The following is a 15,680-nucleotide window of genomic DNA, read 5'->3' as shown; positions in this document are numbered from 1 at the left end:
GAATCCCGACCCGATCCGGAGGCGCCCGATGGGCTATCCAGTGCACCTCGTCATCGACGGTCAGCAGCATGAGCTGATCGTGGACCCCCGCACCACCCTGCTCGATGCCCTGCGCGACCATCTCGAGAACACCTCCCCGAAGAAGGGCTGCGACCACGGCCAGTGCGGCGCCTGCACCGTGCTCATCGATGGCAGGCGCCTCAACTCCTGCCTGGCGCTGGCCGTCTCCGTCGACGGCGCGGAGGTCATCACCTCGGACGGGCTCGCACCCGACGGCGAGCTCTCCGACCTCCATCAGGCCTTCCTGGACCAGGACGCCTTCCAGTGCGGCTACTGCACCCCCGGCCAGATCTGCTCCGCCGCCGGAGTGCTCCGGGAGGCGGCCGACGGGCGCCCCAGCGTGGTCACCGAGGACCCCGTAGGCGCCGATCCCGAGGACGCGAGCCCGGTGGACGCAGATCCGGGCCGCCCGGTCGAGCTCACCGAGGACGAGATCCGCGAGCGGATGAGCGGGAACCTGTGCCGCTGCGGCGCCTACGTCAACATCGTCGCTGCCGTGCAGCAGGCGGTGGGGAAGGCGGCGCAACCCGCAGCGCCACAGACGGCGCAGCAGGCGGCGCAGCCCGCGGCGCACCGGACGGCGCAGGCCGCAACCGGAGAGGACGCACGATGAGACCCTTCGACTACGAACGGGCGAGCGATCCCGCCGCCGCCGTCGCCGCGGTCGCGGAGCGGCCTGACGCGACCTACCTGGCCGGGGGCACGAACCTGGTGGACCATCTCAAGCTCGGGATCACTGCGCCCGAGCTGCTGGTCGACCTCGGCCGCCTGGACCTCGCGGACATCGAGGAGCTCGACGGGGGCGGCCTGCGCCTGGGCGCCATGGTCCGCAACAGCGACCTCGCCGCCGATCCCCGGGTGCGCCGCGACTACCCGATGCTCTCCCGCGCCCTGCTCTCGGGCGCCTCCGGTCAGCTGCGCAACGCCGCCACCACCGGGGGGAACCTGCTCCAGCGCACCCGCTGCGTGTACTTCCAGGACGCCACCACCCCCTGCAACAAGCGCGAACCGGGCTCCGGCTGCTCCGCGATCGGCGGCTACACCCGCTATCACGCGATCCTCGGCGCCTCCGAGCACTGCATCGCGACCCACCCCTCCGACATGGCGGTAGCGCTGGCCGCGCTCGAGGCCACCGTGGTGGTGCTCGGCACCGGCGGGGAACGGCGGATCCCCCTCACCGACCTGCATCGCCTCCCGGGCGCCGAGCCCGAGCGCGACACCGTGCTCGAGCACGGCGACCTGATCACCGCCGTCGAGCTGCCGCCGCCGGTGCGCTCGGCGCGATCGACCTACCGCAAGATCCGCGATCGCGCGTCCTTCGCCTTCGCGCTGGTCTCGGTCGCGGCGTTGCTCGACCTCGAGCCGGGCGACCCCGGACCGAGCGACGCCGAGCCGGGCGATCCCGGACAGCGCGCCACGGCACCGAGGATCCGCTCCGCACGAATCGCCCTCGGCGGGGTCGCCCACGCCCCCTGGCGTGCCCGCCGCGCCGAGGAGCTCCTGGCCGGGGCGCCCGCCACCCGCGAGACGTTCCGCAGGGCCGCGGCCGCCGAGCTCGAGCAGGCCCGGCCCGTCGAGGGCAACGAGTTCAAGCTGCCCATGGCCCAGGGCGTGATGGTGAGCGTGCTCGCGCAGCTCGCAGGTCTCGCCGAGGAGCCCGAGGAGCCTGAGGAGGCCCGTGATGAGTGACCTGCTGCGTGCCTCCGCGATCGGCACCGGCCGGGTGCGGATCGACGGTCCGGACAAGGTGCGCGGCCGCGCCCCCTATGCCTACGAGCATCCCGTCGAGAACCCGCTGCACCTCTACCCGCTGTGCTCGAAGATCGCCCGCGGCCGCGTCACCGCGATCGACGCCGCCGCTGCGCTCGCCCTCGACGGGGTGGCACGGGTGCTCACTCACCAGGACGCGCCCCGCCTGGCCGATACCGAGGACGGAGAGCTGGCGATCCTCCAGGACGACCGGATCGGGTTCCACGGCCAGTACCTCGGCGCCGTCCTGGCCGAGACCCCGGAGACGGCCCGCCACGCCGCCGACCTCGTCGCGATCACGACCGAGGCCGCTCCCCACGATGCCCGCTTCCGTCCCGATCACCCGGACGTGCGGGAGCCGGAGGACGGCGCCGATGACGTCGAGACCGGGGACGTCGAGGCCGCGCTCGCCGCCGCCGAGATCGTCGTGGACCAGCGCTATTCGACACCGCTGGAGCACAACAACCCGATGGAGCCCCACACGACCATCGCGCGCTGGGACGGCGATGACCTCACCCTGTGGACCTCCACGCAGGGCGTCCATCCGGCCCGGGAGGCGCTCGCCCCGATGCTCGGCATCGGCCCCGAGCGGCTGCGGATCATCAGCCCCCATGTCGGCGGCGGCTTCGGCTCCAAGGGCGTGCCCCACGCGGACATGATGCTCACGGCCCTCGCCGCCCGCACCGTGCCCGGCCGCGCGGTGAAGTACGCGGTCTCCCGCCAGCACATGTTCGCGATCACCGGGTACCGCCCGGCCACCACGCAGCACTTCCGGATCGGAGCCCGGGCCGACGGCACCATCAGCGCCTTCTCCCTCGACGCCGTCTCCAGCTCCTCCCGCACCAAGGAGTTCCCCGAGGAGGCGATCAAGCCGTCCCGCCAGATGTATGCCGGCGCGCACCGCCACCTCACCCAGCGGGTGCTCCCGCTGGACCTCGCCGTCCCCTCCTGGATGCGCGCCCCCGGGGAGGCGCCCGGCATGGTGGGCCTGGAGATCGCGATGGACGAGCTCGCCGAGGCCTGCGGCGTGGACCCCATCGAGCTGCGCGTGCGCAATGAGCCCGAGCTCGACCCGGACACCGGCCTGCCCTTCAACCAGCGCCGCCTGATCGATTGCCTGCGCGAGGGTGCCGAGCGCTTCGGCTGGGGCGAGCGTGACCCGCGGCCCCGCGCGCGCCGGGAGGGCGAGTGGCTGATCGGCAGCGGTGTCGCCTCTGCGACCTATCCCGCCGCCCGCCAACCCGGCTCGATCGCCCGGATCCGTCACGCGGCGGGCACCTTCGAGGTGGGCATCGGCGCCGCGGATCTCGGCACCGGCACCTGGACCGCGCTGACCCAGGTCGCGGCCGACGCCCTCGAGGTGGACCCGGACCTGATCGCCCTGCAGATCGGCGACACCGCGCTGCCGAACGCGACCGTCGCGGGCGGGTCCACCGGCATGGCCAGCTGGAGCGCGGCGGTCATCGCCGCCGCGGAGACCTTCCGCCGCGAGCACGGCCAGGCGCCTGCCGAGGGCGCCGAAGCGACCGGGGAGGCGGGGGAGAACCCTGCCGAGCAGAGGTTCGCGATGCACTCCTATGGTGCCCACTTCGCACAGGTCGCCATCCAGGAGAGCACCGGAGAGATCCGCCTGGACCGCATGCTCGGAGTGTTCTCCGCCGGCCGGATCATCAACCCCCGCACCGCCCGCTCGCAGTTCCTCGGCGGGATGACCATGGGCGCGGGGATGGCGCTGCATGAGAAGGGCGAGCTCGATCCCCGCTTCGGCCACGTCGTCAACCACGATCTGGCCGAATACCACGTGCCCGTCAACGCCGACATCCGCTCCCTTGAGGTGCACTGGCTGGACGAGGAGGATCCGCAGGCCGGACCGCTCGGTGCCCGCGGCATCGGCGAGATCGGCATCGTCGGTGCCGCGGCGGCGATCGCCAACGCCGCCCACCACGCCACCGGGGTGCGGGTGCGTGACCTGCCCGTGTTCGGCAGCGCCTTCCTGCCTCGGTGAGCGCGCCCGGCCCTGCCTCGGTGAGCGTTCCCGGGGCCGACCGCCCGCGGCCCGGGGGCGAGGCTGAGCCGCCCGTCGGCCTGATCCTCGCCGCGGGTGCCGGCACCCGCCTCGGCCGTGGCCCCAAGGCGCTGCTGGTGACGCGCGGCCTCACCTTGGTCGAGCACCTCGCCGGGGCGCTGCTCGGTGGTGGCTGCGCCGAGGTCGTGGTGGTCATCGGGGCGGAGGCGGCACGGGTGCGGGCCGCGGTGGCGGCAGTCCCCGGCGTGCAGGCGCGGGAGAACCCGCACTGGCGCCAGGGGATGGGGACCTCGCTGCAGAGGGGCCTGGCCGCGATCGGCCCCGGCCGAGACGTGCTGGTCACCCCGGTGGATCGGCCCGGGGTGAGCGCCGAGGAGGTGGCCCGGGTGCTCGCCGCCCACCGCCGCGGGGAGATCACCGCCGCCGCGCACCGTGACGCCTCCGGGCGGCTCCGCCGGGGCCATCCGGTGCTCTTCGACGCTCGCTGGACCGCCGCCGCGGCGGACGCCGCGCATCACGAGGTGGGGGCCCGCGAGCTGCTGCGAGGCCAGCGGGAGCTCGTGCAGCTGGTGGACTGCACGGACCTCGAGGACGGCGCGGACCTCGACCTCCCCGAGCAGCTCTGGCGCCTGGGCACCCCGGGCTGATCCCTCAGGCGCCTGGGCGCCTCGGGCTGACCCCTCAGGCGCGGGGGCCGCGGCTCACGTGCAGCGGCCCGCTCCCATCGCGCAGCGGCTCCACCGTCCCGCGGGCCGCGCGCACGGCGAGGATCTCCGCGAGGATCGAGACGGCGACCTCCGCGGGGGTGTCTGCGCCGAGGTCGAGTCCGATCGGGGAGCGCAGCCTGGCCAGCGCCTCCTCCCCGACCCCGGCCTCCCGCAGGGCGGCCCGTCGATCACGATCGCTGCGCCGGGACCCCATCGCCCCCACATAGGCGACGTCGAGCTCCAGCGCGGCCGAGAGAGCCGGCACGTCGACCTTCGGATCATGCGTGAGCACGCAGATCATGCTGCGGGGATCGAGGTCACCGCACTGGGCGGCGTCGGCCAGGAACCGGTGGGGCCAGGCGCGCACCACCTCCGCGCCCGGGAACGATGCCGGATCGGTGAACGCCGGCCGGGGATCGCACAGGGTGATCCGCAGCCCCAGCGGGCGGGCGGCCTCGACCAGCGACTGTCCGAAGGCGTTGGCTCCGAGCACCACCAGATGCGCCGGCCGGGTGCGGGATTCGACGAAGAGCTCGCTCGGCGGTGCACCCGCGCTCGGCGGCGCGCTACCCCTCGGCGGGGCGCCCATGCTCGGTGGCGTGCCCCCGCTCGATGGCGCGCCCTCGTTCTGCGGGGCGAGCCGGATCGTGCCGGTGCGGCCCTCGCGGATCATCCCCGCGACCTGGGAGACGGCGTCTGCGAGCTGTGCGCCGGGGAGCAGCGGAGCGAGTGACTGTCGCACCTCGTCCGGTCCGCTGCCGGGCACGAGGGCGGCCAGCGGCGGGGCGGCGTCTCGTGGCACCTGCGTGACATACGCGGCGGGCGGGCGCCCGTCGACGGTGAGCCCCAGCAGGCTCCGTACCGCCTCGGAATCCTCGGCCGACGGGGGCATGAAGGGCTGCACGAGCACGTCCAGGGAGCCGCCGCACATCAATCCGACGGCGAAGGCGTCCTCCTCGCTGAACCCGAAGCGGTGCACCGCGGCGTCCCCGGTCTCCATCGCCTCCTGGCAGGCCTCGAGGACCGCGCCCTCGACGCATCCGCCGGAGAGGGAGCCGTGCAGCGAGCCGTCGGCGCCGACCAGCATCGAGGTGCCGACGGGCCGGGGCACCGAGCCCTGCGTCGCGACGATGGTCGCGACGGCACAGGCCACGGGGTCGGAAGCACAGGTCAGCCGCTGCTGGGCGATCGCCAGGACATCGAGCACAGGCCCACCCTATGCGCGACCTCTCGCCGGATCGATGATCCCGACCGGGTGACCGGGAGCCTGGATGGGGTGGCCTGAGGCCCGGGAACCGGGCGTCCGGCGCCGGCGCGACATGCCGGGCCCCGCATGTCCCGTCGGCCGGATCCCCGGCATCGAAACTTCTGGTCCCTCGTGCGGCACCATCAGCAACGGGCTCTCGAAACACCGCTCCGACGTCGCGCGCGGGTGAGGACGGCCCCGACGCTTTCCGGACGAACGTTTCTTGTGGTCGCCATCACAACTGCTACTGTCACTGCGCACGAGCGACACCCTGCTCCCCACTGGGTGTCCCCGCAGAACGAAGGAGTTGTGCACCGTGAGCACCCCGTCCCACGCGTCCCCCGGGACGACGCCGGATCCCGGCAGTCCGTCGTCCCCCACCCCCGAACAGTTCCTCGCCGTCCAGCAGTCCGAGGAGTTCGGCCAGCTGCGTCGCAACTTCCGCGGCTTCGCGATCCCGATGACCATCGCCTTCCTGGTCTGGTACCTGGCCTACGTGCTGCTGTCCACCTACGCTGAGGGCTTCATGTCGATCCACGTGCTGGGGAACCTGAACCTCGGGATCATCCTCGGCTTCAGCCAGTTCCTCATGACCTTCCTGATCACCTGGCTCTATATCCGCCACGCGAACAAGTCCCTCGACCCGATCTCCTCGAAGATCCGCATCGAGCTGGAAGGTGATCTCTGATGGAATTCGGCAATCCCGTCCTCAACATCGCGATCTTCCTGGCCTTCGTGGTCGTCACCCTGGTGGTCGTCATCAGGGTGTCTCGGACCACCACCAGCGCCAGCGACTTCTACCACGGCGGCCGTGCCTTCTCCGGTCGCCAGAACGGCATCGCCATCGCCGGCGACTATCTCTCGGCCGCCTCGTTCCTCGGCATCGTCGGGGCCGTGGCCCTCTACGGCTATGACGGCCTGCTGTACTCCGTCGGCTTCCTGGTGGCCTGGCTGGTGGCGCTGCTGCTGGTCGCCGAGCCGCTGCGCAACACCGGCAAGTACACGATGGCGGACGTCCTCAGCTTCCGCATGCGCCAGCGTCCCGTGCGCACCGCCGCCGCGACCTCGACGCTCGCGGTCACCTTCTTCTACCTGCTCGCTCAGATGGCCGGTGCCGGCGCACTGGTCTCCCTGCTGATCGGCATCGAAGGGCGGGTCGGGCAGTCGATCGTGATCGCCGTCGTCGGCGTCGTCATGATCCTCTACGTCCTCATCGGCGGCATGAAGGGCACCACCTGGGTGCAGATCATCAAAGCGGTGCTGCTGATCACCGCCGTCGGCGTCACCACCGTGTGGATCCTGGCCCTGAACGGCTTCAACCTCTCCGCGGTGCTCGGCCAGGCGGTGGAGGCGCATCCGGACGGTACCGCGATCCTCGAGCCGATGCTCCAGTACGGCACCTCCGGGTCCTCGAAGCTGGGCTTCGTCTCCCTCGCGATCGCGCTGGTGTTCGGCGCGGCAGGGCTGCCTCACGTGCTGATGCGCTTCTACACGGTGCCCACTGCGAAGGAGGCCCGCCGTTCGGTGGTCTGGGCGATCGCCCTGATCGGCTTCTTCTACCTGTGCACCCTGGTGCTCGGCTTCGGTGCCGCCTACATGGTGGGCGTCGACGTGATCGGCGACCTCCCGGGCGGATCGAACTCCGCCGCTCCCGCGCTCGCCTATGCCGTGGGCGGCACGGTGCTGATGGCCATCATCTCCGCGGTGGCCTTCGCGACCATCCTCGCGGTGGTGGCGGGCCTGACGATCACCGCCTCGGCGAGTTTCGCGCACGACATCTACAACGGGGTGATCAAGCGCGGCCAGGCCGATCCGAAGAAGGAGATCGCAGTGGCCCGGCGCACCGCGCTGGTGATCGGCGCCGTCTCGATCGTCGGCGGCATCCTCGCCGCCGAGCAGAACGTCGCCTTCCTGGTCTCGCTCGCCTTCGCGATCGCCGCCAGCGCGAACCTGCCCTCGATCCTGTACTCCCTGTACTGGAAGCGGTTCAACACCCGCGGCTCGCTGTGGAGCATCTACGGCGGCCTGTTCAGCGCCCTGTTCCTCATCACCTTCTCCCCGGTCGTCTCCGGCTCCGAGACGGCGATGATCCCCGGCGCCGACTTCGCCTGGTTCCCGCTGACGAACCCCGCGATCATCTCGGTCCCGCTGGGCTTCTTCCTCGGCTGGCTCGGCTCGGTGACCTCCTCGGAGCACAACGAGCTCAAGCAGGCCGAGATGGAGGTCCGCTCCATGACCGGTGCGGGCTCCGAAAAGGCGGCCATCGACCACTGAGCAGGTGCGAGCGGCCGGCGGGGGAGCCCTGCATGTCGGCGCTGCCCAGCGGCTCGACGGTCCAGTGACCACGTTCTGCGCCCGCGAGGACCGATCCGGAATCCGGCATCGGTCCTCGCGGGCGCAGAACTCTGCATCCCCGGCCGCCGGGCCGTTCACCGGTAACCCTGCCGTGGACTGCGTCGCGGTCGAAGAGCCGGACGAGCTGCGCAAGAGGTTGTCGCACGAGGCAGGGACCTCGCCACCCGTTATCGGCCGGGCGAGCTCAGGCCAGGCGCAGCCCCGACTCCGGACGCACCGCCCGGTCGTGCAGGTCGATGATCTGCTGCTCGACGGGGTCCGGTGCGGGGCCGGTGCTCGACAGGAGCCGGCACACGGCCACCTCCGCAGAGGCGGTCCGGTAGCGCTCCACCCACTCGCGGTGGATGTCATCGGTCGCGGTGCGGGTGCCGAGCTCCTCGAAGCGGTCCACCTCCACGCGCCAGGGCTTCGGGGTCAGGCGCGCCCGATAGGTGTCGTGGACCCGGCACAGGATCATGTACAGCTCATCGCTGCGCACCTGCCCCATCAGCTTCTTCGCACGCTCGCTCGACGGTGCCGCGCCGCTGCCGGTGATCAGCAGACGGAAGCCGTTGCGGGTGCGGTACGTGCGCACCCCCAGCTCGGGATGGAGGGCGCGGAAGTCCTCGATCAGGGCCAGGGTGCGCTCGTGATGCTCCCCCCGACGACCCGGTGAGCGCAGGCCGAAGGCGTCCGGATCCTGCTGCTGCTCGGTGAGCTCCTCCGCGCGGCGGCCGCCGAACAGACGCGAGAGCAGCCCTCCGCCGCCCGCCGTCACACGGTCCGTCGAGGACGGCTCGACCAAGTCGATGTCGCTGATCAGCACCGCATCGGTGTTCAGCACCGCCGAGCCGTAGCGGTTGCGGGTGATCGCCGCGATCAGGGTGTCGTCGGGCCCGTGGAGCTCCTCGAGCAGCTCCTCCGGAAGGCGTCGCAGCGGGTAGTACTCCAGTCCGTTGTCTGTCCGTCGCTCGGGGCCTCCGGCCGCGGCCACGCGCTGCAGGCGCTCACGCGCATCGCGCTGGGCGTCCTCGGGCGAGGTGTCGGAGGCGCCATGGATCGTGAGTGCCCACTCGTCCCCGCCGGGGACGGTGACGGTCTCGCGGATGGTGGCCCAGTGGCGGGGGATCGGCTGCATGCCCCGACCGTAGTCCGTCACCGCGACGGGGCGGCGGGGAGATGCGGGAGAATGGGCCCATGACCTTCTTCGAGGAGCTCTGGTTCCAGATCGGGGCGTCGCCCGCGGGAGCGCTGGGCGTGCTCATCGCGAGCATCGTGCTCTACCTGATCTTCACCCTGATCCTCCAGGTCGCCGGGCCACGGCTCAGCGCGAACCCGTCGATGCTGAGCTTCGCGGTGATGGCGCTGCTGGGCTCCCTCGTCGCCCGCGCGATCCTCGGCAACACACCGACGCTGGTGGGCGGGCTGATCGCGGTGACCACCCTGCTGGTGCTCGAGTTCCTCCTGGGCAGGCTCCGGCTCGGTGTCGACCGCATCTTCACCCGGCGCGGGCCGCGGCCGACGGTGGTGATGGTCCATGGCCATGTGCTCCGCTGGCATCTTCGCCATCTGGGGCTGCGCGAGACGCAGCTGCTGACGCTGCTGCGGCGCGGCGGCGTGCGCCACGTGATCGACACCGACCTGGTGATCCTCGAGCCGCGCGGAGGGCTGACCATCGTGCGCCGCGGCGAGATGATCGACGAGCGCCTGGTGCGCAATGTGCGTGGTGCGGAGATCATCCCTCGCTCACTGATGCACTGAGCGGGTCCGCCCCCGTCCACGCCAGTCGCACCCGCGCCTGCCTCGCTGCACGTCCGCAAGCATCCGGCCCCGCACCAGCGAAGGTGCGGGGCCGGGGCCGGGGCCCGACGCCGGAGCGTCGGGTGGTGGCGAGGCTCAGGCGAGCTTCGCCTCCAGGGTGATGTTCACGGCGGCGAGTGCCTTCGAGACCGGGCAGCTGCTCTTGGCCTCGTCGGCGATGCGCTGGAAGTCGGCGTCCTCGATCCCGTCGATCTGCGCGGTGACGGTCAGTGCGATGCCGGTGATGCCGCCCTCGGCGATGTTGAAGGTGACGTCGGCCTTCGTGTCCACAGCAGTCGGCGGGGTGTCGTTCTCGGCGAGCATGTTCGAGAACTGCATGGAGTAGCAGGCGGCGTGCGCGGCGCCCAGCAGCTCCTCGGGGGAGGTGGTGCCCTGTGCGGACTCCTCCGCGCGGGCCTTCCAGCTCAGATCGAAGGTGCCGAGCTTGGAGGTCTCCAGGGTGGTGGTGCCGGAGCCGGAGAGCAGGTCGCCCTTCCAGGCGGTGGATGCGGTGGAGGTGACGGGACGGGGCATGGTGACTCCTTCAGTCGACGGTCGCCCCGCGTTTCCGCAGAGGGCGCTCGCCTCCCACCGTAGTCCGGACCCCCGCCGAACGGGAAGGATCGTTCGTCCCTGCGGCCCCCGCACGCGCTGCCGCGCCGTCTGCCGGGTTCCGGCCGCCCGCCTACTGCAGGGACTCGAACTTGCGGATCCAGGCGGAGCCGATGGGATTCGCGTCGGCGACCATGATCACGAAGCGGTCCCCGGCGATCTCGGCGACCTCGGTCAGCGCGACCCGGCGCTCGTGGGCGGGGGAGTGGTCCAGGCGCCGCACGCCGTTCTCGATGATCTTCGCGAAGGAGTCGGTGCGGCCCAGGAAGGCGACGAAGGGCATGTCGAACTTCTCGGCGTAGCGGGCGGAGAGGTCGCGCACCGCGAGGATGTCCTCGTCGGAGAGGTTCTCCAGGGCGAAGGAGCCCACGTCCTGACTGATCGCTCCGGCCTGCTCCTCGTCGGCCGTGACCAGCGTGGCCATGTCCGGATAGGCGCGCACCAGCGCATCCTGCTCGGAGCGCTCCGCGGTGAGCACCGCGTCCTCGATCGCGGCGCGCAGGGTGGGGGCGTCGGCGAAGGGCCGGGCCTCCCAGGCGCGCTCGAGAGGCCAGGTGGCGCCGTTGAACAGGGAGCCGAAGGTCGCCACGAAGGTCTCGCGGTCCATGTCGTTCACCGCATCGATGCCGATCCGCTCGCCGGCAGCGGTGGTGGTGACCATCGAGCCGCGCTGGCCGCCGATGTGGAAGAACAGCAGGTTCAGCACGATCGCGCTGATCGCGCCGACGGTCACGCCGGAGGAGACGAACACCTGCGCCCAGGAGGGGAACACCCCCGCGATGTCCGGCTTGAAGCTGACCAGCATCGCCAGGCCCAGCGAGGTGCCGACGATGACGGAGTTGCGGTTGTCGGTGAGGTCCACCTTGGAGAGGGTCTGGATGCCCACCAGGGCCACTGAGGCGAACAGGGCGAGCGAGGCGCCGCCGAGCACCGGGGAGGGGATCGCGGCGACCACGGCTCCGGCCTTGGGCAGCACGCCGAGGATGATCATCAGCACGCCCGCTCCGGCGACCACCCAGCGGGACTTCACGCGGGTCAGGCGCACCAGCCCGATGTTCTGCGCGAAGCAGGTGTAGGGGAAGGAGTTCAGCACGCCGCCCAGCAGAGTGGAGAGGCCGTCGGCGCGGATCGCCTCGGAGATGTTCTTGGGGCGGATCCGCTTGCCCACGATCTCGCCCGCGGCGAAGACGTCGCCTGTGGTCTCCACCATCGTGATCAGCATGACGATGATCATCGAGATGATCGCGGTCGCCGAGAAGGTGGGGATGCCGAAGTAGAAGGGGGTGGTGACCCCGAAGGCAGACGCCTCGGTGACGCCGTTGAAGGAGGTGTCGCCCAGCAGCACGGCGACCAGGGTTCCGATGACCAGGCCCAGCAGGATCGCGATGGTGCCGAGGAAGCCGCGGAAGAACCGCTGCACCAGGACGATGATCGCGAGCGTGCCCAGCGCGTAGAGGATGTCGCGGGCGGCGGGGGTGCCCTCGGCGTAGTTGGTGATGTCCCCGGCGGAGACGCCCAGCAGGGTGATGCCCATCGTGGTCAGCACGGTGCCGATCACCACCGGCGGGAAGAAGCGCAGGATCTTCGCGAAGTAGGGGGCGACCAGGAAGGTGAACAGGCCCGCGACGATGATCGAGCCGTAGATCATCGGCAGCCCCTCGGCGCCGCCCTCGCCGCCGGTCGCGGCCAGGCCGATCGCGATGATCGGGCTCACCGCGGTGGTGGTCACGCCCTGGATGATCGGCAGGCGCACGCCCACCTTCCAGAAGCCGACGGACTGGATCAGCGTCGCGATGCCGCAGGTGAACAGGTCGGCATTGATCAGGTGGATCGTCTGCTCGGCCGTGAGGTTCAGGCCCGACGCGATCAGCAGCGGCACGATCACCGCGCCGGCGTAGAAGGCCAGGACGTGCTGGACCGACAGCACGGTGAGCTTCCCGGCGGGCGGCACCTGGTCGACGGGATGGGTGCGGGCTGCGGGGGCGCTCGGCGCGGCGGCGGTGGTCATCAGGATCCTTGAGGTCCGTCGAGAGTGGGAGTCTCGACGTGGGAGAGGAGGCGGGGCCGACGGGACGGCCGCGCACCAGAGTAGGCTCCTGCGCCGCTGCGGGCGCAGCGCGCCCGCGGGTGAGACGGGTGAGATCGGACAACGTGCGGGCGGAGCCGCTGGCAGCGGCTGAGCGCGGGTGGAGCCGCTGGCGGCGGCTGAGGAGAGCGGTGGCAGACCGCGTGGGTGAGATCGAAGGCAACGGGTGGCTTCTCCTGCGCGGGCGGGGTAGAAGGGTGCGGTGACGACTTCCCCGCCTCGCGACAGCGCCCCCCGCCCGGCCGACGCTCTTCAGGACGATGCCGCCCCGGCAGTGCCCGCCGCGACGGCCCGGGTCCCCGCGCGCACCACAGCCGTCGGCACCGTGCTCGCTGTGCTGGCCATCGCGACCATCGCACTGAACCTGCGCCCCGGCGCGACCGGCGTCGGCCCCCTGATGGAGAGCGTCGTGGGCGCTTATGGGCAGGGCGCCTTCGCCTCGGGGCTGCTGACCGCCCTGCCGTGCCTCGCCTTCGGCGTGCTGGGGCTGCTGGCGGTCCCGATCTCCCGCCGGGTGGGGCTGACCGGTGCGATCGTCGCCTCCTTCGTGCTGGTCGCGATCGGGCTGCTGCTGCGGCCCGTCTCCGAGCTGTTCTCGGTGTTCGTGGCGCTGTCGGTGCTGGGTCTGCTGGGACCCGCGCTCGGCAACGTGCTGGTGCCGGCATGGGTGAAGCTCCACGGCGGGGCACGCACGGTGGCGCTGATGACCCTGTACAGCGTGATGCTCGCGATCGGCGGCTCGCTCGGTGCCGCTCTCGCGGTGCCGCTCGCAGGAGGTGCGGCCGACGGCTGGCAGGACTCGCTGCGGTTCTGGGGGATCATCGTGGTGGTCCCGGTGGTGGTCTGGGCGATCGTCCTGACCCGCACCGGTCACGACTTCCCGCCGGCCCCGCCCCGTGGGGAGCTCAGCGGTTCGCTGCTGCGCTCGCCGACCGCGATCGCGCTGATGGTGACCTTTTCGATGCAGTCCTTGAATGCGTACACCCAGTTCGGGATGCTCCCGCAGATCCTCACCGACGCCGGTGTCACCCCTGCCCGCGCCGGGGTGCTCGTCGCCGTGATCGCAGGCTGGGGCCTGGTGGGCGGGCTCGTGATGCCGAGCGTGATCGCGAAGGTGCGCGGACTGCGCTGGATCGTGGGCGGCTTCGGTCTGCTCACCACGGCCGGCTACATCGGTCTGCTGCTGGCGCCCGGCGTGAGCCCGATGCTGTGGGCCTGCGTCCTGGGGATCGGCGGCTTCGTCTTCCCCACCGCGATCGCGCTGCTGCCCGCTCGCACCCGGAACCCGCTGGTCACGGCCCGGCTCTCCGGGATGGCCCAGCCCTATGGATACATCCTGGCCGCGCTCGGTCCGATCGTGGCCGGCGCACTGCTGGGAGCCACCGGCTCCTCGGACGCGGTGCTGTGGTTCCTCGCAGCGACCGGCCTGGTGATGGCGGTCTCGGGCTTCCGCGCGGCGCTCCCGCGGATGGTCGACGACGAGATCGCGGCCTGAGCGGGAGACCCCTGCCGACAGGCGGTTCCGTGGCAGGATGCTCCTATGAGCCTCGTCCGCACCCTGCGCATCCTGGCCTCCCAGCGGCCCTCCACGCCCTCGCGCGCCGTCGCCGCCCCGTCCCGGGTGGAGCGCCGTCGGCACGGACAGGTGCCCGTCACCTGGCTCGACCAGGAGCTCGCGGGGGCCGCAACCATCGTTCACCTCCATGGCGGCGGCTACCTGCGCGGTGAGAGCCCGCAGACCTGGAGCTGGCTCGAGGAGATCGCCCGACGCTCCGGCGCCGCGGGCGCGATGATCCACTACCGTCTGGCGCCGCGCCACCGCTACCCGGCCGCGATCGAGGACGTCCTCCACGCCCTCGACGGCATGGCCGAAGCAGCGATCCTGCGCCCCGGCCGCTGGGTCCTCTCGGGGGACGGCGCGGGCGCCGGACTCGCCCTCGCAGTCGCCCAGGTGCTCGCCGAGAGCACCCACGAGGCACCGGCCGCGCTTCTGCTCGAATCCCCCTGGGTCGATCTCAGCCGGGAGGAGCACGGGCTGGAGGAGCTGAGCACCGCAGCCCGCCTGTATGCGGGCGGGGTCCCGCGCACAGAGCCGCGCCTCAGCCCGCTGCTGGGAGGGCTGTCCGCCCTGCCCCCGGTGCACCTCGTCACGGGCTCTCACGACGAGCTGATCGCCGATGCCCGGAGGCTGGACAGTGCGCTCACCGCGGCCGGCGCCGAGCACGAGTACCTCGAGATCCCGGAGGCCTCCCACGCCGTCGCGATCCGCGGGGAGGGACCTGCCTCGCAGCGTGCCCGCCGGCTCCAGATCGCCGCGGTGCGCGGCGCGCTGGGGATGGACGGCGGCGCCGCTCACTGAGTTCACCGCCTGCGGTTACCCTGTGCCTCATGGCGCGAGGCGATCAGCGGGTCAGCCGCAGTGACGGCAGCGATGACAGCTGCAGCAGTGATGGCAGCAGCAGTGGCAGCAGCAGCGACAGCAGTCATCACAGCGAGAGCATGACCTGGACCGGCAGCCGCTCCGTGCTGGCAGAGATCCGTGACGCCCTGATCGTGCACTCCACGGCAGGAACCCTGCGGCTGGTGCTGCAGCAGCTCACGCTGCGAGACCAGGGACGCGCCGTCGGGAGCCACGAGGTGATCGACGGGATCATCGACGTGGACGGCAACTTGGTGGTGGTGCCGATCGGCGAGGCCGTGCGGGCCGATCCCGCAGCATCCGCAGCGCTCGATGCGGCCCTCGCACGCCTGCGCGCCGAGATCCTCGCGGAGCTCGGTGCTGCTCCGGACTCCCTCGAGGTGGTGATGGACGCCGACCGCACGCGCCGCGTCCGCATCGTGCGCTCGCTGGAGGTCTCACCCGCAGGGGTCGTCGGCCCGCCCCCGCACCCGGCGCTGCACGACGGCCGCCACCACATCGTGCACCACGCCCCCGCCCTCGACGAGCTGCGGGACCGGCTGGCCCCACCGCCGCCCGGGCTCCTGGCCCGCCTCCGGGCCGTCCTGGGCAGGGGAGCGCGTCGCGCCCGCTGAGCACTGGTCGTCGTCCGGCGGAGACCA

General features: G+C 71.9%; 14 protein-coding genes. 10 read left to right on the top strand and 4 right to left on the bottom strand.

The features are described 5' to 3' along the window. The first annotated feature begins 28 nt into the window (after positions 1 to 28). The 4 genes from ACT3T9_RS07880 to ACT3T9_RS07865 are packed head-to-tail and all read left to right on the top strand — an operon-like array spanning position 29 to position 4,482. Positions 29 to 673 carry a (2Fe-2S)-binding protein gene (locus ACT3T9_RS07880; protein WP_444606245.1) on the top strand — a complete coding sequence of 215 codons (645 nt, stop codon included), beginning with the start codon at positions 29 to 31 and terminating at the stop codon, positions 671 to 673. After that, positions 670 to 1,749 carry an FAD binding domain-containing protein gene (locus ACT3T9_RS07875; RefSeq protein WP_444606244.1) on the top strand — a complete coding sequence of 360 codons (1,080 nt, stop codon included), beginning with the start codon at positions 670 to 672 and terminating at the stop codon, positions 1,747 to 1,749. The genes ACT3T9_RS07880 and ACT3T9_RS07875 overlap by 4 nt, the downstream gene beginning before the upstream one ends. Beyond that, positions 1,742 to 3,814, top strand: a complete 2,073-nt coding sequence (locus tag ACT3T9_RS07870; protein WP_444501854.1) for a xanthine dehydrogenase family protein molybdopterin-binding subunit — start codon at positions 1,742 to 1,744, stop codon at positions 3,812 to 3,814. Before ACT3T9_RS07875 ends, ACT3T9_RS07870 begins: the two co-directional genes overlap by 8 nt. Before the next feature lie 20 nt (positions 3,815 to 3,834). Next, entirely contained in the window at positions 3,835 to 4,482 is a 648-nt protein-coding gene (locus tag ACT3T9_RS07865) for a nucleotidyltransferase family protein (RefSeq protein WP_442331995.1), read from the top strand. Between the two features lie 34 nt (positions 4,483 to 4,516). Here ACT3T9_RS07865 and ACT3T9_RS07860 read toward each other — a convergent pair whose 3' ends face one another. Continuing rightward, positions 4,517 to 5,749: an XdhC family protein gene (locus ACT3T9_RS07860; RefSeq protein WP_444501853.1), complete on the bottom strand. Its 1,233-nt coding sequence runs from the start codon at positions 5,747 to 5,749 to the stop codon at positions 4,517 to 4,519. A gap of 355 nt (positions 5,750 to 6,104) precedes the next feature. On the opposite strand from ACT3T9_RS07860, the gene ACT3T9_RS07855 reads away from it, so the two are divergent. Continuing rightward, positions 6,105 to 6,476 (top strand): DUF485 domain-containing protein, encoded by a 372-nt coding sequence (locus ACT3T9_RS07855; RefSeq protein ID WP_441443953.1) that lies wholly within the window; start codon positions 6,105 to 6,107, stop codon positions 6,474 to 6,476. Next, the gene (locus ACT3T9_RS07850) at positions 6,476 to 8,062 is read left to right on the top strand and encodes a solute symporter family protein (RefSeq protein ID WP_441443954.1); all 1,587 of its coding nucleotides are present in this window, start codon (positions 6,476 to 6,478) and stop codon (positions 8,060 to 8,062) included. The genes ACT3T9_RS07855 and ACT3T9_RS07850 overlap by 1 nt, the downstream gene beginning before the upstream one ends. Before the next feature lie 265 nt (positions 8,063 to 8,327). Here ACT3T9_RS07850 and ACT3T9_RS07845 read toward each other — a convergent pair whose 3' ends face one another. Beyond that, entirely contained in the window at positions 8,328 to 9,260 is a 933-nt protein-coding gene (locus tag ACT3T9_RS07845; protein ID WP_441443955.1) for a hypothetical protein, read from the bottom strand. 59 nt (positions 9,261 to 9,319) lie between these two features. On the opposite strand from ACT3T9_RS07845, the gene ACT3T9_RS07840 reads away from it, so the two are divergent. Beyond that, positions 9,320 to 9,883, top strand: coding sequence for a DUF421 domain-containing protein (locus tag ACT3T9_RS07840; RefSeq protein WP_441443956.1), 564 nt, complete (start codon positions 9,320 to 9,322; stop codon positions 9,881 to 9,883). 135 nt (positions 9,884 to 10,018) lie between these two features. On the opposite strand, the gene ACT3T9_RS07835 is transcribed toward ACT3T9_RS07840, so the two are convergent. Both ACT3T9_RS07835 and ACT3T9_RS07830 read right to left on the bottom strand, forming a co-directional pair. Next, positions 10,019 to 10,456 carry an OsmC family peroxiredoxin gene (locus ACT3T9_RS07835; RefSeq protein ID WP_441443957.1) on the bottom strand — a complete coding sequence of 146 codons (438 nt, stop codon included), beginning with the start codon at positions 10,454 to 10,456 and terminating at the stop codon, positions 10,019 to 10,021. A 151-nt stretch (positions 10,457 to 10,607) separates the two neighbouring features. Further along, positions 10,608 to 12,542 carry a solute carrier family 23 protein gene (locus tag ACT3T9_RS07830; protein WP_441443958.1) on the bottom strand — a complete coding sequence of 645 codons (1,935 nt, stop codon included), beginning with the start codon at positions 12,540 to 12,542 and terminating at the stop codon, positions 10,608 to 10,610. A gap of 280 nt (positions 12,543 to 12,822) precedes the next feature. Between ACT3T9_RS07830 and ACT3T9_RS07825 the strand changes: the two genes are divergently transcribed. The 3 genes from ACT3T9_RS07825 to ACT3T9_RS07815 all read left to right on the top strand — a co-directional run bounded on the left by ACT3T9_RS07825 (position 12,823) and on the right by ACT3T9_RS07815 (position 15,653). Beyond that, positions 12,823 to 14,115 carry an MFS transporter gene (locus ACT3T9_RS07825; RefSeq protein WP_444606243.1) on the top strand — a complete coding sequence of 431 codons (1,293 nt, stop codon included), beginning with the start codon at positions 12,823 to 12,825 and terminating at the stop codon, positions 14,113 to 14,115. A 45-nt stretch (positions 14,116 to 14,160) separates the two neighbouring features. Continuing rightward, positions 14,161 to 14,979 (top strand): alpha/beta hydrolase, encoded by an 819-nt coding sequence (locus tag ACT3T9_RS07820; RefSeq protein WP_444606242.1) that lies wholly within the window; start codon positions 14,161 to 14,163, stop codon positions 14,977 to 14,979. Positions 14,980 to 15,119: 140 nt separating this feature from the next. Continuing rightward, positions 15,120 to 15,653, top strand: a complete 534-nt coding sequence (locus ACT3T9_RS07815; RefSeq protein WP_441443961.1) for a hypothetical protein — start codon at positions 15,120 to 15,122, stop codon at positions 15,651 to 15,653. Positions 15,654 to 15,680 lie beyond the last annotated feature (27 nt).

This window comes from Brachybacterium sp. AOP29-B2-41 (genome assembly GCF_052378395.1).
GTDB lineage: Bacteria > Actinomycetota > Actinomycetes > Actinomycetales > Dermabacteraceae > Brachybacterium.
This window is presented reverse-complemented; position numbering and strand designations above follow the sequence as displayed.

Bases quoted from the DNA above. Each gene is read 5' to 3' on its own strand.
- ACT3T9_RS07880 (WP_444606245.1), top strand. From the start codon at position 29: ATGGGCTATCCAGTGCACCTCGTCATCGACGGTCAGCAGCATGAGCTG.
- ACT3T9_RS07875 (WP_444606244.1), top strand. From the start codon at position 670: ATGAGACCCTTCGACTACGAACGGGCGAGCGATCCCGCCGCCGCCGTC.
- ACT3T9_RS07870 (WP_444501854.1), top strand. From the start codon at position 1,742: ATGAGTGACCTGCTGCGTGCCTCCGCGATCGGCACCGGCCGGGTGCGG.
- ACT3T9_RS07850 (WP_441443954.1), top strand. From the start codon at position 6,476: ATGGAATTCGGCAATCCCGTCCTCAACATCGCGATCTTCCTGGCCTTC.
- ACT3T9_RS07845 (WP_441443955.1), bottom strand. From the start codon at position 9,260: ATGCAGCCGATCCCCCGCCACTGGGCCACCATCCGCGAGACCGTCACC.
- ACT3T9_RS07840 (WP_441443956.1), top strand. From the start codon at position 9,320: ATGACCTTCTTCGAGGAGCTCTGGTTCCAGATCGGGGCGTCGCCCGCG.
- ACT3T9_RS07835 (WP_441443957.1), bottom strand. From the start codon at position 10,456: ATGCCCCGTCCCGTCACCTCCACCGCATCCACCGCCTGGAAGGGCGAC.
- ACT3T9_RS07830 (WP_441443958.1), bottom strand. From the start codon at position 12,542: ATGACCACCGCCGCCGCGCCGAGCGCCCCCGCAGCCCGCACCCATCCC.
- ACT3T9_RS07820 (WP_444606242.1), top strand. From the start codon at position 14,161: ATGAGCCTCGTCCGCACCCTGCGCATCCTGGCCTCCCAGCGGCCCTCC.
- ACT3T9_RS07815 (WP_441443961.1), top strand. From the start codon at position 15,120: ATGACCTGGACCGGCAGCCGCTCCGTGCTGGCAGAGATCCGTGACGCC.